Annotated in this window: 18 protein-coding genes; 9 read left to right on the top strand and 9 right to left on the bottom strand. The window is 69.8% G+C overall.

Features of this window, described 5'->3' with window-relative positions:
- The first annotated feature begins 447 nt into the window (after positions 1-447).
- Positions 448-1,929 (top strand): replicative DNA helicase, encoded by a 1,482-nt coding sequence (gene dnaB / locus QF034_RS20070; RefSeq protein WP_307176264.1) that lies wholly within the window; start codon positions 448-450, stop codon positions 1,927-1,929.
- An 82-nt stretch (positions 1,930-2,011) separates the two neighbouring features.
- Positions 2,012-3,397: a serine hydrolase domain-containing protein gene (locus QF034_RS20065; RefSeq protein WP_307176263.1), complete on the top strand. Its 1,386-nt coding sequence runs from the start codon at positions 2,012-2,014 to the stop codon at positions 3,395-3,397.
- A 58-nt stretch (positions 3,398-3,455) separates the two neighbouring features.
- On the opposite strand, the gene QF034_RS20060 is transcribed toward QF034_RS20065, so the two are convergent.
- Together QF034_RS20060 and QF034_RS20055 are read right to left on the bottom strand one after the other, a co-directional pair.
- Positions 3,456-3,908 carry a GNAT family N-acetyltransferase gene (locus QF034_RS20060; RefSeq protein WP_307176262.1) on the bottom strand — a complete coding sequence of 151 codons (453 nt, stop codon included), beginning with the start codon at positions 3,906-3,908 and terminating at the stop codon, positions 3,456-3,458.
- 40 nt (positions 3,909-3,948) lie between these two features.
- The gene (locus tag QF034_RS20055; RefSeq protein WP_307176261.1) at positions 3,949-4,413 is read right to left on the bottom strand and encodes a MarR family winged helix-turn-helix transcriptional regulator; all 465 of its coding nucleotides are present in this window, start codon (positions 4,411-4,413) and stop codon (positions 3,949-3,951) included.
- A gap of 143 nt (positions 4,414-4,556) precedes the next feature.
- Here QF034_RS20055 and QF034_RS20050 point away from each other — a divergent pair, with 143 nt between their 5' ends.
- Positions 4,557-5,765, top strand: a complete 1,209-nt coding sequence (locus QF034_RS20050) for an MFS transporter (RefSeq protein ID WP_307176260.1) — start codon at positions 4,557-4,559, stop codon at positions 5,763-5,765.
- Between the two features lie 78 nt (positions 5,766-5,843).
- Entirely contained in the window at positions 5,844-6,266 is a 423-nt protein-coding gene (locus tag QF034_RS20045) for a GlcG/HbpS family heme-binding protein (protein WP_307176259.1), read from the top strand.
- Between the two features lie 71 nt (positions 6,267-6,337).
- Here the strand turns inward: QF034_RS20045 and QF034_RS20040 are convergent, their stop codons facing one another.
- A complete protein-coding gene (locus QF034_RS20040) occupies positions 6,338-7,204 on the bottom strand; it encodes a GNAT family N-acetyltransferase (protein WP_307176258.1) in 867 nt (288 codons plus the stop codon).
- Between the two features lie 554 nt (positions 7,205-7,758).
- Here QF034_RS20040 and QF034_RS20035 point away from each other — a divergent pair.
- Positions 7,759-9,402 (top strand): globin domain-containing protein, encoded by a 1,644-nt coding sequence (locus QF034_RS20035; RefSeq protein WP_307176257.1) that lies wholly within the window; start codon positions 7,759-7,761, stop codon positions 9,400-9,402.
- 12 nt (positions 9,403-9,414) lie between these two features.
- Here QF034_RS20035 and QF034_RS20030 read toward each other — a convergent pair whose 3' ends face one another.
- From QF034_RS20030 to QF034_RS20010, 5 genes are all read right to left on the bottom strand, one after another.
- A complete protein-coding gene (locus tag QF034_RS20030) occupies positions 9,415-9,897 on the bottom strand; it encodes an NUDIX domain-containing protein (protein ID WP_307176256.1) in 483 nt (160 codons plus the stop codon).
- A 133-nt stretch (positions 9,898-10,030) separates the two neighbouring features.
- Positions 10,031-10,936, bottom strand: coding sequence for a LysR family transcriptional regulator (locus QF034_RS20025; RefSeq protein WP_307176255.1), 906 nt, complete (start codon positions 10,934-10,936; stop codon positions 10,031-10,033).
- 195 nt (positions 10,937-11,131) lie between these two features.
- A complete protein-coding gene (locus tag QF034_RS20020; RefSeq protein ID WP_307176254.1) occupies positions 11,132-12,355 on the bottom strand; it encodes a cystathionine gamma-lyase in 1,224 nt (407 codons plus the stop codon).
- Complete coding sequence (locus tag QF034_RS20015; RefSeq protein WP_307176252.1) at positions 12,352-12,843, bottom strand: low molecular weight protein-tyrosine-phosphatase; 492 nt, start codon at positions 12,841-12,843, stop codon at positions 12,352-12,354. Before QF034_RS20015 ends, QF034_RS20020 begins: the two co-directional genes overlap by 4 nt.
- A gap of 6 nt (positions 12,844-12,849) precedes the next feature.
- Positions 12,850-13,227 carry a phage holin family protein gene (locus tag QF034_RS20010; protein WP_086560454.1) on the bottom strand — a complete coding sequence of 126 codons (378 nt, stop codon included), beginning with the start codon at positions 13,225-13,227 and terminating at the stop codon, positions 12,850-12,852.
- 60 nt (positions 13,228-13,287) lie between these two features.
- Between QF034_RS20010 and QF034_RS20005 the strand changes: the two genes are divergently transcribed.
- The 4 genes from QF034_RS20005 (at position 13,288) to QF034_RS19990 (ending at position 15,573) form a co-directional block, all read left to right on the top strand.
- Complete coding sequence (locus QF034_RS20005; RefSeq protein WP_086560453.1) at positions 13,288-13,605, top strand: cupin domain-containing protein; 318 nt, start codon at positions 13,288-13,290, stop codon at positions 13,603-13,605.
- A 166-nt stretch (positions 13,606-13,771) separates the two neighbouring features.
- Complete coding sequence (locus QF034_RS20000; protein WP_020271174.1) at positions 13,772-13,984, top strand: DUF5326 family protein; 213 nt, start codon at positions 13,772-13,774, stop codon at positions 13,982-13,984.
- A 207-nt stretch (positions 13,985-14,191) separates the two neighbouring features.
- On the top strand, positions 14,192-15,040 hold the full coding sequence (locus QF034_RS19995) for an IclR family transcriptional regulator (protein WP_370880822.1): 849 nt from the start codon (positions 14,192-14,194) through the stop codon (positions 15,038-15,040).
- 98 nt (positions 15,041-15,138) lie between these two features.
- Positions 15,139-15,573 carry an SsgA family sporulation/cell division regulator gene (locus QF034_RS19990; RefSeq protein ID WP_020271172.1) on the top strand — a complete coding sequence of 145 codons (435 nt, stop codon included), beginning with the start codon at positions 15,139-15,141 and terminating at the stop codon, positions 15,571-15,573.
- A 109-nt stretch (positions 15,574-15,682) separates the two neighbouring features.
- On the opposite strand, the gene QF034_RS19985 is transcribed toward QF034_RS19990, so the two are convergent.
- Positions 15,683-17,413 (bottom strand): YibE/F family protein, encoded by a 1,731-nt coding sequence (locus QF034_RS19985; RefSeq protein WP_307176251.1) that lies wholly within the window; start codon positions 17,411-17,413, stop codon positions 15,683-15,685.
- Positions 17,414-17,664: the final 251 nt, after the last annotated feature.

Genomic DNA, 17,664 nt, shown 5'->3' with positions numbered 1-17,664 from the left:
ATCGTCCACAGGTAAGAGATGCAAAGGCTTTGTGTCCCTTACTTTCCGTCCAGGAGTGCGCACTGCCGCGCACCGTTCGAAGCGATCTTGCGCCGGTTGGGGAAGTTTTTCTTCTGCACAGCCGGTGGACGGCAAAGCGGCAGGTCAGAGCCGTCTCTTCAAGGCGGCTCGGAGCTTGTTCACAGGGCTGTCCACCGGGTCGTGCACAGGTTTTGAGGAGTTCTCCACAGCATCTGGGCCGTCGTCCACATGGCCTGTGGATAACCAGATTGGCTGACGGTGCCGACAGGCCTAACGTGGTCCGGCGCCCGCTCCGTCTGCCGGTTTTCAAAACGTCACAAAACCGGCGTTGGTCAACCGGAGTTGGGCGTCTCATTTGTCAGTGCCGTGCCGTAGAAAAGAGGGGCACGGCGAGGTCTGCTGCGGCGGACGGGAGGAGGTGGCTCGGTGAGCATTTCCGAGCCCTTGGACGACCCGTGGGCCGACAGCGGTCCCAGTGATCGTCTGCCCGCCTCCCGCCGACGTGGTGAGGGACCCCGGGGCCGCGACGAGCAGCACGAGCGCGGCAGGGACAACGGGGCATGGGACGGCGGCGCCGCTCCGACGTTCGAGCGGGTACCGCCGCAGGACATCGAGGCCGAGCAGTCCGTCCTCGGCGGCATGCTGCTCTCCAAGGACGCCATCGCCGACGTCGTCGAGATCCTCAAGGGCCACGACTTCTACAAGCCGGCCCACGAGACGATCTACCAGGCCGTCCTCGACGTCTACGCCAAGGGCGAGCCGGCCGACCCCATCACCATCGCCGCCGAGCTCACCAAGCGCGGCGAGATCAACAAGGTCGGTGGGGCCTCGTATCTGCACACCCTCGTCCAGACGGTGCCCACGGCCGCCAACGCCGCCTATTACGCGGAGATCGTCCACGAGCGGGCCGTGCTGCGCCGCCTGGTCGAGGCGGGGACGCGCATCACGCAGATGGGATACGCGGCCGACGACGACGTCGACGAGATCGTCAACCGCGCCCAGGCGGAGGTCTACGCGGTCACCGAGCAGCGCACCAGCGAGGATTATCTGCCGCTCGGCGACATCATGGAGGGCGCGCTCGACGAGATCGAGGCGATCGGCTCGCGCAGCGGTGAGATGACCGGCGTGCCCACGGGGTTCACGGACTTCGACTCGCTCACCAACGGGCTGCACCCGGGCCAGATGATCGTCATCGCCGCGCGTCCCGCCATGGGTAAGTCGACGCTCGCGCTGGACTTCGCGCGGGCCGCCTCGATCAAGAACAACCTGCCGAGCGTGATCTTCTCGCTCGAAATGGGGCGCAACGAGATCGCGATGCGTCTGCTGTCCGCCGAGGCGCGGGTCGCCCTGCACCACATGCGGTCCGGCACGATGACGGACGAGGACTGGACGCGGTTGGCCCGGCGGATGCCGGATGTCTCTGCGGCTCCGCTCTACATCGACGACTCCCCGAACCTGTCGATGATGGAGATCCGCGCCAAGTGCCGGCGCCTCAAGCAGCGCAACGACCTCCGGCTGGTGGTCATCGACTACCTCCAGCTGATGCAGTCCGGCGGTTCCAAGCGGGCCGAGAGCCGTCAGCAGGAGGTCTCGGACATGTCCCGTAACCTCAAGCTGCTGGCCAAGGAGCTGGAGATCCCGGTCATCGCGCTCTCCCAGCTGAACCGTGGTCCCGAGCAGCGCACGGACAAGAAGCCGATGGTCTCCGACCTGCGTGAGTCCGGTTCCATCGAGCAGGACGCCGACATGGTCATCCTGCTGCACCGCGAGGACGCCTACGAGAAGGAGTCGCCGCGCGCGGGCGAGGCCGACCTGATCGTGGCCAAGCACCGAAACGGCCCGACGGCGACGATCACGGTCGCCTTCCAGGGTCACTACTCGCGGTTCGTGGACATGGCGCAGACCTGATCCGTTGGCGGCACAGACCTGATCCGGTACTGCCAGCGAAATATGGTCGACTCGCCGGGCCGGGCCAGGATGAACTGGGGCCATGACGACACCTCAGGAAGAGCTGCTTCCCGCAACGAGCCGTGCGCTGCTGCACCGGATCGCCGTGGCACAGGCCGAGGGGCGGGCGCCGTCGCTGGTCGCGGCCGTCGTCCGGGGCGGGCGGGCGGTGTGGCACGGCGCCCGGACGTCGGTGGAGGGCGAAGAGCCCGACGAGCACGTCCAGTACCGCATCGGCTCGATCACCAAGACCTTCACCGCCGTTCTCGTGATGCGTCTGCGGGATGAGGGGCTGCTCGGGCTCGGGGACCCGCTGGAGAAGTACGTGCCGGGTACCGGCGCGGGGGAGGCCACGATCGCCGAACTGCTCGCCCACACGGGTGGGTTGGCGGCCGAGTCGCCCGGGCCGTGGTGGGAGCGCACGTCCGGGTCCCTGCGGCCGGAACTGTCCGACGTCCTCGGCGAGCAGCCTCTTCTTCACCCCGTCGGCCGGCGGCACCACTACTCGAACCCCGGCTACACGCTGCTGGGCGCGCTCGTGGAAGAGCTGCGGGGGACCTCCTGGGAGGAGGCACTACGGCGTGAAGTGCTCGAACCACTGGGTCTCGACCGGACCGGTGTGCGACCCGAGGCCCCGCACGCGGGTGGCTGGGCCGTGCACCCCTGGGCCGATGTGCTGTTGCCCGAGCCCGCCGAGGACCTCGGCCGTATGGCACCCGCCGGTCAACTCTGGTCGACCACGGCAGACCTGGCACGGTTCGCCGCCTTCCTGATGAAGGGTGACGAGAGGGTGCTGAGCGCCGAGTCCCTGCGGGAGATGCGGACTCCGGCGGCGCCGGCGGAATCCGCGGACGTGATCTCCGGTGACGCCTACGGCCTCGGCCTGCAGGTGCAGAGCCGCCACGGCCGGCTGCTCGTGGGGCACAGCGGATCCCTGCCGGGTTTCCTGGCGAGTGTGAGCATCAGCGTGGAGGACGACGTAGCGGCGGTCGTGCTGGCCAACTGCACCTCGGGCCCTCTGGTGTCCGGTCTCTGCGCCGATCTCGTCCGTATCGTCGCCGAGTCGGAGCCGCGCATCCCCGCTCCGTGGAGGCCACTGCGTGACGTCGACCCGTCGATGCTGGAGCTGACGGGGCAGTGGTACTGGGGGACGTACGCCTTCGCCCTGCGGCTCACGGCCGACGGGCTCGCCTCGCTGGAGCCGCTGTCCGGCAACGGGCGCCGCTCAAGGTTCCGCCCGAACGGCGACGGCACCTGGACCGGGCTGGAGGGCTACTACGCGGGCGAGCTGCTGAAGGCCGTACGGCGGCCGGACGGGTCCGTGAGCCATCTGGACCTCGGCTCGTTCGTGTTCACGCGGCAGCCGTACGACGAGGCGGCTCCGGTGCCGGGTGGGGTCGATCCCGAGGGATGGCGCGGCATCGGATAGGCGGTCACATGGGTGGGCGCCCTGTTTCACGTGAAACAGGGCGCCCATTCGCGTTCGGTCACAACGGGAGCTTGAAGCCCGTGTGAGAGGCCGTGAAGCCCAGCCGCTCGTAGAAGCGGTGGGCGTCAGTGCGGGTCTTGTCGGAGGTCAGCTGGACCAACTGGCAGCCCTGACGACGGGATTCGTCGATCGCCCACTCGATGAGCTGTGTCCCCAGGCCGCTGCCGCGCTCATCGGCATGGACCCGTACGCCTTCGATGATCGACCTGGTCGCACCGCGTCGGGACAACCCGGGAACGATCGTGAGCTGGAGCGTTCCGACGACGCGGCCTTCCCGGGCCGTCACGACCAGGCGCTGGTTCGGGTCGGCGCTGAGCCGTTCCAGCGCGGTCAGGTACGGGGTGAGGTCGTCAGGTGACTCGCGCTGGGCACCCAGGGGGTCATCCGCGAGCATGGCGACGATCGTGGGAATGTCGTCGGCGGTCGCGGGGCGTATCTCAAGATCTCCCATGACCGCACCCTACGCACAGACGCCCCGGGCGGAGGCCGGCTTATGCGGGCACCGGAGCCTTCAGCGTCTCCACGACGTGGACCAGCGGGGCCAGCTCGGGGTTCTTCGCCGCCTCGTCGAGAGCCTCGCGCAGGGCGGCGTCGTTGGTCGGCCGGGCCTCTTCGAGCAGCTTGAGGCCCGCCTCGGTGACGTTCGTGTAGATGCCCCGGCGGTCGGTGGGGCAGAGGTAGCGCTCCAGGAGTCCGCGGTCCTCGAGCCGGGTGACCAGACGCGTGGTGGCGCTCTGGCTGAGGACGACCGCGTCGGCGACCTGCTTCATCTGCAGATGCCCTCCGTCCCCGTCGTGCTGCCGGCTGAGCACATCGAGCAGGGAGTATTCGCGCGCGCTCAGGTCGTGCTTGGCCTGCAGGGCGCGCTCGATGTGGGCCTCGATCTTCCCGTGCAGCAGGGAGAGGGCGCACCAGCTCTGGGCGAGAGCGGTGAGCGCGGGGTCCGTCGCTGTCATTGGCGTTTCCTCCGTCCCGGAGCGGCTGACATCCAGGATAGAGCAGGACCGCAATTGACGGCTATTGCTTATAACCCGCGTCTGCAACTATTGTGAGGGCACACAAAGCGCTCCTGCAACCGTCTGGGAAGGTGTACCTCTCCATGCCTCTCGCGCTTCTGGCCCTCGCGATCGGGGCCTTCGGGATCGGAACGACCGAGTTCGTGATCATGGGCTTGCTGCCCGAGGTCGCGGGCGAGTACGGGGTCACCATTCCCACCGCCGGGTACCTGGTGACCGGCTACGCGCTCGGTGTCATGTTCGGCGCCCCGCTGATGACCGTGCTGGGCACCAAGGTCCCCCGCAAGCGGATGCTGATGCTGCTCATGGGCCTGTTCATCGTCGGCAACCTGCTCTCGGCACTCGCTCCCGCCTTCTCCGTCATGCTGATCGGCCGGATCGTCGCCTCGCTGGCCCACGGTGCCTTCTTCGGCATCGGCTCGGTCGTCGCGGCCGACCTCGTCGCCCGGGACAAGAAGGCCGGAGCCATCGCGATGATGTTCACCGGCCTGACCGTCGCCAACGTCGTCGGTGTCCCGCTGGGCACACTCGTCGGGCAGTCCGTCGGCTGGCGTGTGACCTTCGGCATCGTCGCCGCTCTCGGCGTCGTCGGCCTGGTCGGCATCGCCCGGCTCGTCCCCGACATGCCCAAGCCGGAGGGGGTGCGCCTGCGGCACGAACTCGCCGCCTTCAAGAACGTGCAGGTGCTGCTCGCGATGGCGATGACCGTCCTCGGCTTCGGCGGCGTCTTCGCGGCCATCACCTACATCGCTCCGATGATGACCCACACCGCGGGCTTCGCCGACGGCTCCGTCACCTGGCTGTTGGTCCTCTTCGGCCTCGGCATGGTCGGCGGTAACCTCGTGGGCGGCAAGTTCGCCGACCGCGCCCTGATGCCCATGCTGTACGTGTCCCTGGGCGCCCTGGCCGTCGTCCTGGCGCTGTTCACGCTCACCGCGCACGACAAGCTGCTGTCGGCCGTCACGATCGCCCTGATCGGCGCCCTGGGCTTCGCCACCGTCCCGCCGCTCCAGAAGCGGGTCCTCGACCAGGCGCACGGCGCCCCCACGCTCGCCTCCGCCGTGAACATCGGCGCCTTCAACCTCGGCAACGCGCTGTCCGCCTGGCTCGGCGGCCTCGTGATCGCGGCGGGCTTCGGTTACACCGCCCCCAACTGGGTCGGCGCCGCCCTGGCCGCGGGAGCCCTGGTCCTGGCCTTCCTCTCCGCCGCCCTGGAACGCCGTGCGGGTGCCTCCAGCACCGTCGTCACGGGATCCGCGCCGGCCGAGCAGCGGACCGCCGTCCACCACTGAGCCACCGGTCCGGCCAGGCTCACCCCCTCCCCTCGACCCGGACCAGCCCCCTCTGCACGTCTTCCAGGAGAACCCCGCATGAGCACCATCACCGCAGTCGCCCCGCTGACCACCCGGGACGCCGACGTCCTCGTCACCGCCGCCCGGCGTGCCGCCGAAGCCGCAGGCGTCACCGTCAGCGTCACCGTCCTGGACGCGGGCGGCCATTTGCTCGCCTTCCGCCGTGACGACCGCGCGGTGCTGATCTCCGGCGAGACCAGCACCCGCAAGGCCTACACGGCACTCCAGCTGAACGCGCCCACCGCCGACCTCGTCGACGCCGTGCAGCCCGGAGGCCTCTTCCACACCCTGCCCACCGCGCTCGACCGGCCGCTGCTGTTCATCGCCGGCGGCGTGCCCGTGCACCGCGAGGGCCGCCTGATCGGCGCGATCGGTGTCGGCGGCGGTGCGCCGGAGCAGGACCACGCTTTCGCCGCGGCCGCCGTGGAGGCTCTCGCCTGACCGGGCTCCTTCAACGAGACGACGCCGGTTCCCCGATCCACGGGGAGCCGGCGCTGTCGGATCGGGATGGCTCAGCCCGCCGCGACCGTGACCGGGGCGAAGCGACGGCTCCAGTCCCCGGGCAACTCGGTGATTCCGTTGGTCATCACCGAGTTGAAGGCAAGGGACGCCAGACCGCGCTCCTTCGCCCAGACGAGCAGCTCTGTGTGCCGTACGTCGATGTCGGTGCGCAGGGGGCGGTCGGTGTGGGCGGCGAGGGAGGCGATGAGGGCCTGGGCCACCGACGTGTCCCGCGCGATGAGCGGACCGACGACATGAGTGTCCATGTTCGGCCAGGCGGCCGCGTATCCGATGATCCGCCCGTCCTCCTCCGCCACGCGCAACTGGTCGGCGAAGGCTGGCAGTCGGGTGATGATGTGGGTGCGGTCGGTCCCGAAGGCCTGCTCGTCGAGCCGGAGGATCGCGGAGAGGTCCTCGGCGGTCGCGGCACGGGTGGCGACCGCCGGCTGGGGCCCGCCAGGAGTGAAACGCCCGCACACCATTTCCGCCCGCCCGGTGACCTTGAAGCCGAGTTCCTCGTAGAGGGGCCGGCCGTACGGGGTCGCATGCAGGGTGAGGGGCGTGGTGCCCATCGCGGAGACGACGTGGCGCATCAGCCGGCGTCCCACGCCCTGTCGGGAGTGCTGTGCGGCGACGAGGACCATTCCGATCGCCGCGAGGGCGGGGCGCTCCTGCGGTCCGTACTCGGTGACGACGCAGGCGCTGACAAGGCCGCCGTCGGGGTCGTCGATGCCGTAGCCCTTCCCGGCCGTGAGGAGGAAGCCCCACTTGTGCTCCTCCCGTGGCCACCCCCGGTCCTCGGACAAGTCGGCGCAGGCGGCGAGATCGCGGAGCGTCAGACGGCGGATGGGCAAAGAGGCAAGGGAAGGAGTCGGCACGCAGGTCAGGCTGTCCGACCGGAGCCCCTGGCGTCCACCTCTTTCCCTGGAGACATACGAGCTTTTGGCCAGTTGTAGCCCGCTGCACAGAGTGCGGACAGACGCCGGACGTTTCACGTGAAACACGGGCGCGTCCGGTGGTGACCGCGCTGATGCTTTCGCGCTGTGCCCTCATTCGTGACGGGGCAAGGGGGGACTTGTGTGCACAGCGGTGGCCGGTAGGGTCGACTCCGGTTCACGTCCGGGGCGGGTGACCTGTTCTGGGTGGGCCGCGTACAGGGCAATGCAGCCTAACGGGACGGAGAGATCGAAAACCCGCGTTTCCGGTGACGCGACTGAGCCGCCCAGGCGAGTGGGAAGCTCAGCTGGGAGGTACTGCGGCCAATGTCACACTCTTGCCTTACTTGTCCGTACAGAGCTGGGACACAGGTTGAATGTGGCCGCATTGGCCGCGACACCGGATGGGAACGCCGTCCGTCCACGGGGGAAAGCAGGCACCTTCCGACTGGGGAAGTGCGCAGACCGACCGAAAGATGCTCGAGGCGAGGCACACCATGGACGCTCCGACCACCACGTCGGCCGACAACGGCACTTCTGGCGGCGGGGGCGGCTGGTTCACGCCCCGCAACAAGCCGACGACAACTCCGGACAACGACTCCGGGGCCACGGACAACGACTCCGGCACGCCGGACAGCGACTCCGGGACCACGGACAATGACCCGGGTACGCCGGACGGCCGTCGCCCGGCGGTGATACGCCCGGTGGGCCGGCAGACGGCCGACCCGGAAACACCGGCAGAGGGCACGGCGACCCCACCCGCGTCGACGGCAGACAGCACGAGCACCGGTGCGCCGGACCAGGAGCACGGGCTCCCGGACGCGATACCCGAGCCCGCCCCCACAGCACCGCCCTCCGCACCCTCTCCCGAGGCCTCGTCGCCACGACCCGCGCCCGCGACGGGCACGCCGCCTCCGGCGTCCTTCGCCTCCGCCACGGCTCCTTCCGCCGAGCCGCGTGTTCCCACCCAGCGGCCCGCACCGGTGTCGCCCCCAGAGCCGGCTGCCACCGCCCCGGGCAACCAGGCCTCCCGGGACGCCATCCTCATTCGCCGCGCCATGGCAGAGGTCACGCCCGTGGCCGACAAGGTCACCTCGTACTTCTACGCCCTGCTCTTCGTGCGCCACCCCGACCTGCGCCCGCTCTTCCCGGCCGCGATGGACACCCAGCGGGACCGGCTGCTCAGGGCACTGCTCACCGCCGCCGAGCACATCGACAACACCGACGTCCTGGTCGACTACCTGCAGAACCTCGGCCGGGGCCACCGGAAGTACGGGACGCGGCCCGAGCACTACCCGGCCGTCGGCGAATGCCTGATCGGCGCGCTGAGCAAGTACGCCGCCGGGGTCTGGAACGAGGAGATGGAGGCGGCCTGGGTCCGGACGTACACGACGATCTCCCAGATCATGATCGACGCGGCGGCCGCCGACGAACTGCGCGCCCCGGCCTGGTGGTACGCCGAGATCGTCACGCACGACCTCAGGACCCCCGACGTCGCGGTCGTCACCGTCCGCCCCGACCAGCCCTACCCCTTCCTCGCCGGGCAGTACACGAGCCTGGAGACCCCCTGGTGGCCCCGGATATGGCGGCACTACTCCTTCGCGTCGGCGCCCCGCTCCGACGGCCTGCTGTCGTTCCATGTGAAGGCCGTCCCGGCGGGCTGGGTCTCCAACGCCTTGGTGCACCGTGCCCGCCCCGGTGACATCGTCCGGCTCGGCCCGCCCGCCGGTTCCATGACCGTGGACCACACCACCGACAGCGGGCTGCTCTGCCTGGGCGGCGGCACCGGCATAGCGCCCATCAAGGCGCTGGTCGAGGACGTCGCCGAGCACGGGGAACGCCGGCCGGTCGAGGTCTTCTACGGGGCGCGCACCGACCATGACCTGTACGACATCGACACCATGCTGCGTCTCCAGCAGAGCCATCCCTGGCTCTCGGTCCGCGCGATCGTCGACCAGTTGGCGCACCAGCAGCTTCCGGACGCGGTACGCGCCTACGGGCCGTGGAACGAGTTCGACGCCTATCTGTCGGGCCCGCCCGGGATGATCCGCAACGGTGTGGAGGCCCTGCGGGACATCGGCATCCCGTCCGAGCGCATACGGCACGACTCCGTGGAGGAACTGGCCGCGGCCGGGCCTTGATCGCCGCCGGTGTCAGCCCAGGTCGGGGGCGTGCATGGCACGTACGCCCTCGATGTTGCCGTCCAGGTAGTGCCGCAGCGACAGCGGAACGAGATGGACCGAGGCGATGCCGACCCGGGTGAAGGGCACACGCACGATCTCGTACTCGCCGACGGGCTCGTCCACCTCGGGGCCGTGGCGGAGGGAGGGATCCATCGACTCCAGGCGGCAGACGAAGAAGTGCTGCACCTTCACACCGGTCGCGCCGCCGTCCTCCCCGATGTGCTCCACGGTGTCCACGAAGCAGGGCACCACATCGGTGATCTTCGCGCCGAGTTCCTCGTACACCTCGCGGTGCAGGGCGTGGACAACGGTCGAGTCGTCGGGCTCGACCCCGCCGCCGGGAGTGAGCCAGTAGGGATCCATGCCCGGCTTGGTGCGCTTGATCAGGATCAGGTCGTCCCCGTCCAGCAGAACGGCACGGGCGGTGCGCTTGACCACGGGTCGGACGGTCATGGGTGAAATGTGGCCCGGCTGGTTCCACGTGAAACATCGCGAAAAGTCACCGGCCGAGCTCCCAGAGTGAGGCCCTGCCCGGGCAGCCGTCATACGCGCCCGCGCAACCCGGCATCCGCCCTCGGGCGCCTCCTCAGCACCAGTCGGCCGCCGCCCGCTGCAACCACTCGTGGGCCCGTGCGATATGGGGCATCGCGAGCGTCCCGGTGCGCACGACCAGGAAGTACGTGCGCAGCGGTGGCACCGCCGGCTCGTGCAGGGCGACGACGTCACCCCGCTCCAACGCGGCCGCGCACAGGTAGCGGGGCAGTACCGCCAGGCCCGCGCCCGCGACCGCGCACGCCAGAACCGCACGCAGGTCCGGGACGACGACGGTGCCCGGGGCGGCCGGGCGCGAGTCGAAGACGGAGGCCCAGTAGCGGGAGACTAAGGGCAGCGACTCGTGCACTTCCACCACGGGCACCTGCTCCAGGGCCGGTTCCGGCTTGCCGTCCGGCTGCCCGGCGCCGATCTGTTCGGCCCAGCGCGGGGCGGCGACGAGGACGTGCTCCTCGTCGCAGAGCGCAGTCGCCGTGAGCAGGGCACCGCGCGGACGGGCCGTGCAGATGGCCAGATCATGATGCCCGGCGGAAAGCCCTTCCAGCGTTTCCTCGGCGTTCCCGAAGGAGGCGCGAAGAGCGAAGCCCTGGCCGTCCTCTCCGGTCAGCTCCGTGAGGGCGGGCAGGGCTCGTTCGGCGGTGAACTCCGGGGGTCCGGCGAGGTGCAGCGTCCGTAAGGAGGAGTCGTCGTCGAGGCCGGTCTCGGCTATCTCCACCAAGGCGTCGAGATGCGGGGCCGCCTTGTGGGCGAGTTCGTCACCGATGCTGGTCGGGGTCACGCCGCGGGCCTGCCGCAGGAACAGGGGGCGGCCCAGCTGCCGTTCCAGCGTGCGGATCTGCGAGGTGACGGCCGGCTGGGAGAGGCCGAGCAGGGCGGCGGCGCGGGTGAAGGAGCCGGCCCGGTGCACGGTCACGAAGGTCCGCAGCAAGGCCAGATCCACACCGCTCTCCCCTCGTCGGCCCCGCTCCCGGCCCCCCGACCGCGCTCAACTATAAATAAGTCGATAGGTCTCTGTCGCTACCGTGATTGGACACTGACAGAGAGTCAACTAGCCTTGGTCGCGCGGTTCTTGCGCGCGGAACCGGGGGACGGTCCGAGCCACGAGGGGGGAGGCTCGGACCGTCCGTGGGGGATGTCAGGCTGCCGACGCGTCCAGCGCGCGCAGCACATCGGCCACCAGGTCCTCCGGATCCTCGGCGCCGACCGAGAGGCGGATGAAGCCCTCCGGCACCGCGTCGCCGCCCCAGCGTCCGCGCCGTTCGGCCGTGGACCGCACTCCGCCAAAGCTCGTCGCGTCGTCCACGAGCCGCAGGGCGTCGAGAAAACGGTCGGCACGCGCGCGCGTGGGCAGGGTGAACGACACCACGCAGCCGTAGCGCCGCATCTGCTGCGCGGCGATCTCGTGGGCGGGATCGCCGGGAAGTCCGGGGTAGCGCAGCCCGGTCACCTCGGGCCGCTCGCGCAGGGCCTCGGCGACCGCCAGGGCCGTCGCGCTCTGCCGGTCGACCCGCATCTGGAGCGTCGCGATCGAACGGTGCGCCAGCCAGGCCTCCATCGGCCCGGGGATCGCACCGACGATCTTGCGCCAACGGCGTACGGCGGTCATGGCATCGGGGTTCCGGCCGACGACGTAGCCCAGAACGAGGTCGCCGTGCCCGGTGAGCTGCTTGGTGCCGCTGGCCACCGCGAAGTCCGCGCCGAGCTCCAGGGGGCGCTGGCCGAGCGGTGTCGCCAGGGTGTTGTCGACGGCCACCAGGGCGCCACGCGCGTGTGCCGCCTCCGCGAGCCGCCTGATGTCGCACACGTCGAGGCCGGGGTTCGACGGGGTCTCGATCCACAGCAGCTTCGCGCCGTCGAGGACGTCGAGCTGGGCGTCGTCACGGGTGGGCGCGGTGCGCACCTCGATGCCGTACGCCTCCAGCTGGGCGCGCACCAGGGGCAGCGCCTGGTAGCCGTCGTCGGGCAGGACGCACACCTCACCGGCGCGCAGCTGGGAGAAGAGCACCGCCGAGGTCGCGGCCATGCCGGAGGCGAACACGAGCGTCTCGACGCCGTCCTGGCCGGGCGCCTCCAGCTCGCCGACGGCGCGCTCCAGCAGCGTCCAGGTCGGGTTCTCGTCGCGGCCGTAGGTGTAGGGGCCGGTGGGCTCGCCCGGCAGGTGGTAGTGGGCGGCGAAGACCGGTCCGGGCAGGGTCGGCTCGTACTTGGCCGGCTCGGGCAGCCCGGCCCGCACCGCGCGCGTGCCGTCACCGCCACCCGCGGCCACCTGGTCGGCGTCGCGCGCCACCCGGCCCGCATCCCCCCGACCGGCGTCGTCGCCTGTCCCTCGATGCGCGCCACCCGTCGCGGATTCGCTCATGCCGCCTGTCCCTCCACGTCCTCACGTACGGCGGCGAGCAGGCCGGCGCTCGCCGCCTCCACCATCTCAAGGCACTCCTCGAAGCCCTCGGCGCCCCCGTAGTAGGGGTCCGGTACGTCGAGGTCGTCGCCGGCGGCGGGGTCGTACGACCGCAGCAGACGCACCTTCTGCGCGTCCTGTTCCGTGGGCGCGAGGCGGCGTAGCGCCCTGAGGTGGCCCGAGTCGAGGGCGACGACCAGGTCGAGGCGGGAGAACCACGACGGCTGGAACTGCCGGGCCGTGTGACCGGTGGCGTAGCCGTTCTCCTCCAGGACGGCCACCGTGCGCGGGTCGGCGCCGTCGCCCTCGTGCCAGCCGCCCGTGCCGGCGCTGTCGACCTCGACCAGGCCGTCGAGACCGGCCTCCGCCACGCGCGCGCGGAAGACGATCTCGGCTATCGGGGAACGGCAGATGTTGCCCGTGCAGACGAAGCAGACGCGGTAGGTCATGCGCGCTCAGTCCTTGTCGGGCAGGACGACGTGCAGCGCCCAGGAGACGACCGAGATGATCAGGCCGCCCAGGACGGCCGTCCAGAACCCCTCGACGTGGAAGCTGAGGTCGAGCTTGTCGGCCAGCCACGAGGTGAGCAGCAGCATCAGCGCGTTGACGACCAGGGTGAACAGGCCGAGCGTCAGTATCAGCAGCGGGAGGCTGAGGAGCTTGACGACCGGCTTGACCAGGAAGTTCACCAGGCCGAAGATCAGCGCGACGATAATCAGGGTGCCGACCTTCTTGCCCGTGCTGTCACCGGTCAGGGTGATCTTGTCGAGCAGCCATACGGCGACCGCCAGGGCACCCGCGTTGGCGATCGTCTTGACTACAAAATTCATCATGTGTCTGATCGTGGCAGACCTGGTCGGACATGGGGACACGAGGCAGGGGCGGACCAAACGATGAAGGTATTCCGGCTGGACGAACTGGAGGCGGAGCGCGCCGCCAACGAGGGCGCCTACCTGCAGTTTCTGCGAGAGCAGAACATGTCGGTCGGCCTGTACGCCCTGGACGCGGGCGACCAGGATCCACAGAAGCCGCACAATCAGGACGAGGTTTACTTCGTTGTGAGCGGCCGTGCCGCGATCACGGTCGGACTGGAGACGACGCAGGTGGCGCGCGGCAGCGTGATCTACGTACCGGCCGGTGTCGCGCACAAGTTCCACCACATCACCGAGGACCTGAGGGTGCTCGTGGTCTTCTCTCCCCCCGAGAGCTGACGAGCCCTCTCGGGGTTCCCTAGGGGTTCGGTCAGGGGAGGACAAGGGATGCGAGGCCCCCGAAGGACCCCCTCGCGGACCTAGCATCGAGTGCAGGACATCAGGAGTCCGAAAGACACCGACAGGACCCGGCACTCGAACGGGCGGAGAGGTAAGGACGAGGGCGATGCGAGAGATCTTCACGGGACTGCCGTGGTGGGTGAAGTGGATCGCGGTGCCGGTCATCGCCCTGGTCGTGTTCGGCGGACTGATCGCCAGTGTGGTCGGGTTCGTCATCGGACTGCTCTTCAAGGTGCTGGTCTTCGTGGCGCTGGTCGGCGGACTGATCTACGTCGTACGGAAGTTCACGTCGAGCTCCTCGTCGCGCAGCGACTGGTGAGACCGGTGGGAAACCGGTGGGGGTAGCGGGAAACACCCGGAGTCACCGGTTCCCTCGGCCGGGGGAAGTTTCCGTTCCGGGCCGTCTGCGCGCGGTGGCAGACGAATAGAGTCCGGAACTCGACGCGGGGACATCCCCCGTGAGCGGCGTACACCCCCACCCGTGTCCATCGGCACGGTCTGCCCCCTCGCGCTTCGGGAGTGACCCTTGGCCCCGGCTGACACCGCACCTGTCCACCTGCACACCGTCCCCGCGCAACCCCGCTCGGCGCCCCCTTCGGAGCAACGGCCTCCCGCCACGCCACCCCCTCCGGCGACCCTCATCGGATCCGTGCAGCGCGCGATGCGCTTGCTGGAGACCGTCGCCGCGCACGAATACGGCGCCCCCGCCAAGCAACTGGCCCGGGAGAACGGGCTTGCCCTGCCCACGACCTACCACCTGCTGCGCACCCTCGTGCACGAGGGCTATCTGCACCGGGACAAGGGCCTGTTCTTCCTCGGTGAGGCCGCCGAGCGGCTGAGCAGCAGCGGGGCACGGCAGAAACGTCGCAGCACGGTCGTCGACGCGCTCGCGCACTGGCGGGACGTGCTCGGCGTCCCCGTGTACTACGCGGTGTACCGCGAGGGCGAGATCGAAGTCATGTGCGTCTCCGACACTCCGGGCAATCCCGCGGTCGAGGAGTGGGCCGACTTCCGGGAGACCGGGCACGCGCACGCCATCGGGCAGTGCCTGCTGTCCCAGCTGGACGAGGAGGCCCGCCGGGACCACCTCGACCGCTATCCGGTGCAGGCCCTCACGCCGTACACCGTGCGGGACAACCACAGCCTGCTGCGCCGTCTGGAGCGGGTGCGGCGGATGGAACCCGTGACCGAGCGTCAGGAGTACGCCCTGGGCGCCGTCTGCGCGGCGATCCCGCTCACTCTCGGCACGACGGCCGCGACGATGGCCATCTCCCTGCCCGCCCACCAGGAGCACCGGCTGCTTCCGGCAGCCCGGCAGTTGCAGAGCGAGATCGGGAGTCTGCTCGGGTCGCTCGCGCTCTCTATCAGTATGTGAAAACTCACTCCTTGTGATCTGCTGTGTACGTTCAGCAAGATTCCACCAAGTGTCAGAGGTTCGTTCCCGGCCAGTCACGGCGAATGACGGGGTTAGCGATGCGCGAGTCCGTACAGGCAGAGGTCATGATGAGTTTTCTCGTGTCCGAGGAGCTCTCCTTCCGTATTCCGGTGGAGCTGCGCTATGAGACCAGTGACCCCTATGCCGTCAGGCTGACCTTCCATCTGCCCGGTGATGCCCCGGTGACCTGGGCTTTCGGCCGGGAATTGCTGATCGACGGGGTGGGCCGGCCGTGCGGGGAGGGCGATGTGCGGGTCACGCCCGTCGAACCGGATTCGCTGGGCGAGGTGCTGATCCGGCTTCAGGTGGGCAGTGACCAGGCGCTGTTCCGGTCCTCGACGGCACCGCTGGTCGCCTTCCTCGACCGCACCGACAAGCTGGTGCCGCTGGGTCAGGAGGGCTCGCTCGCCGACTTCGACGCCCATCTCGACGAGGCCCTGGACCGCATCCTGGCGGAACAGGGCGCCGGCTGAGACATCCGTCGGGCGGCACGGTGGAGTAACGCTTCACCGGATGCCGCCGAGCTGTGCAGGAACGCTTCGCCGTACGGCGGGGCAGTCGGGCTTCCGAGTTCGAGAGCCGTCAGCGCTTGCGGCGCCGGCCCTTCCCCGCGCGTGCCGGGGCCGTGGCGGCCTCCGCGGCGGGCTGGGCTCCCGGACGGTCGGCCGAGACCACGAGCGCGGCCAGGGCCGTGGTGACCGGTACCGAGGCGACCAGGCCGATGGAACCGACCAGCGTGCGCACGATCTCTTCCGCGACCAGCTCGCTGTTGGCGACCGTCCCGACACCGCTCTGCGCGATGGAGAACAGCAGGAGCAGCGGCAGCGCGGCGCCCGCGTAGGCGAGGACCAGGGTGTTGACGACCGAGGCGATGTGATCGCGGCCGATCCGGATCCCCGCGCGGTACAGGCCACGCCAGCCCATGGTCGGGTTGGCCTCGTGGAGCTCCCAGACCGCCGACGTCTGCGTCACCGTCACGTCGTCGAGCACACCGAGCGATCCGATGATGACGCCGGCGAGCAGCAGACCGCTCATGTCGATCGTCGGGTAGAGCCCGTGGATCAGACCGGTGTTGTCGTCGGTGTTGCCGGTGAGCGCCGCCCAGTCGATGAACAGCGAGCCCAGAACGCCGATCAGCAGCAGCGAGACGAGGGTGCCGAGCACCGCCACTGAGGTCCGGGCGGACAGGCCGTGACACAGATACAGGGCGATGAGCATGATGGCGCTCGCGCCCACCACCGCCACGAGCAGCGGGTTCGAACCCTGCAGGATCGCGGGCAGGATGAAGAGGTTCAGCACCAGGAAGCTGATGGCCAGCGCGACCAGAGCCATGACACCCCGCAGTCGCCCGACGACCACGACGGCGAGGGCGAAGATGCCGGCGAGCAGCGCCATGGGCAGACGGCGGTTGATGTCGGTGACCGAGTACTGCAGATCCTTCGGAGCGGAGGGCTCGTAGGCGACCACGACCTCCTGGCCCTCGTGCAACTGGCGGGACTGGTCCGGCTGGACGATCTCGGTGAAAGTACGGCCTTTGTCCTTGCCGCTGTCGACCCGGATCGTCGCCCGCTTACAGGTTCCCTTCTCCTGCTGCACCGCGGAGGACCCCTCGGCGGTGGAGGTGTCGCCGGTCGGCGGGACGCCCGAGGCGCCGGCCTCCCTGCAGCTCACCGCCACCACCTTGGTGACGGAGGCCTCCTGTGTCTGCCGGTCGAAGCCGACGCCGGTGCGCTCGTGCGCCGGGGCACCGCCCGGCCACAGCACGGCGAGACCGACCAGCACGGCGGCGGCGAACGGGATCAGGACCGCCGCGATGACCTTGCGCAGGTGCAGGGAGACGGGCGTGGCAGGACCGTGGTTGTGACTGTGCGAGTGCCCGTGCCCGCCGCCCGGCTCGGAGCCGGGTCCGTTTCCGCGACCGCGTCCGTCGCCACCACCGCCGCGCCCGTCGGCCCCGCCGTGCTCGTGGCCTCCGCCGTACCCGTCGCCTCTGTCGTGCCCGTACCCGTCACCTCCGCCGGGCCTGTCGCCTACGCCGTGCCCGTACCCGTCGCCTTCCCCGGAGCCGGCTCCAGCTCCGTGCCGGCCTCCGGAACCGGCACCATACGAACCGGCCGGACCGGCGGTACCGGTCGGGCCCGCGCCCTGCCCGCTCCCGGGGCCGGACCGGTGCCCCTGCGCCTGTCCCCGTGCAGGCCCGAGCCCGCTCCCGGCGGCGAAATCGTGCTCGTGCCCACGGCCGTTGCCGTTGCCGGCGCCGGACCCGCGGGGCGGTTCGGGCGGTGGGTAAGGAGGACGCTGCGTCGTGGTCACCGACCGATCATCGCAAGAACGAGGGGGGCCCTCTGTTCACCGCGCCAGAATTGCCGCTAGCGTGGAGGCACCTTTTGTACACGCGGGAGCTCGGAGCACCGGGCTGAGAGGGCGCTGACCTCCGTCCCAGCGATGTTTCACATGAAACATCACCGAAGTCGAGTGATGTTTCACACGGAACGTCGGCAGACGGAAGCCGCTGCGTCGACCGCCGAACCTGTTACCGGGTAATGCCGGCGTAGGGAGTAGGT

The sequence above is a fragment of the Streptomyces africanus genome (genome assembly GCF_030816955.1).
GTDB lineage: Bacteria > Actinomycetota > Actinomycetes > Streptomycetales > Streptomycetaceae > Streptomyces > Streptomyces africanus.
Note: the sequence above shows the minus strand (reverse complement) of the source record. Positions and strands in the feature narration are given on the sequence as shown.

What these genes read in the sequence shown, in the direction of transcription:
- QF034_RS20065 (WP_307176263.1), top strand. Translation starts at nt 2,012, where the DNA reads ATGACGACACCTCAGGAAGAGCTGCTTCCCGCAACGAGCCGTGCGCTG.
- QF034_RS20060 (WP_307176262.1), bottom strand. Translation starts at nt 3,908, where the DNA reads ATGGGAGATCTTGAGATACGCCCCGCGACCGCCGACGACATTCCCACG.
- QF034_RS20055 (WP_307176261.1), bottom strand. Translation starts at nt 4,413, where the DNA reads ATGACAGCGACGGACCCCGCGCTCACCGCTCTCGCCCAGAGCTGGTGC.
- QF034_RS20050 (WP_307176260.1), top strand. Translation starts at nt 4,557, where the DNA reads ATGCCTCTCGCGCTTCTGGCCCTCGCGATCGGGGCCTTCGGGATCGGA.
- QF034_RS20045 (WP_307176259.1), top strand. Translation starts at nt 5,844, where the DNA reads ATGAGCACCATCACCGCAGTCGCCCCGCTGACCACCCGGGACGCCGAC.
- QF034_RS20035 (WP_307176257.1), top strand. Translation starts at nt 7,759, where the DNA reads ATGGACGCTCCGACCACCACGTCGGCCGACAACGGCACTTCTGGCGGC.
- QF034_RS20030 (WP_307176256.1), bottom strand. Translation starts at nt 9,897, where the DNA reads ATGACCGTCCGACCCGTGGTCAAGCGCACCGCCCGTGCCGTTCTGCTG.
- QF034_RS20020 (WP_307176254.1), bottom strand. Translation starts at nt 12,355, where the DNA reads ATGAGCGAATCCGCGACGGGTGGCGCGCATCGAGGGACAGGCGACGAC.
- QF034_RS20015 (WP_307176252.1), bottom strand. Translation starts at nt 12,843, where the DNA reads ATGACCTACCGCGTCTGCTTCGTCTGCACGGGCAACATCTGCCGTTCC.
- QF034_RS20010 (WP_086560454.1), bottom strand. Translation starts at nt 13,227, where the DNA reads ATGATGAATTTTGTAGTCAAGACGATCGCCAACGCGGGTGCCCTGGCG.
- QF034_RS20005 (WP_086560453.1), top strand. Translation starts at nt 13,288, where the DNA reads ATGAAGGTATTCCGGCTGGACGAACTGGAGGCGGAGCGCGCCGCCAAC.
- QF034_RS20000 (WP_020271174.1), top strand. Translation starts at nt 13,772, where the DNA reads ATGCGAGAGATCTTCACGGGACTGCCGTGGTGGGTGAAGTGGATCGCG.
- QF034_RS19990 (WP_020271172.1), top strand. Translation starts at nt 15,139, where the DNA reads ATGCGCGAGTCCGTACAGGCAGAGGTCATGATGAGTTTTCTCGTGTCC.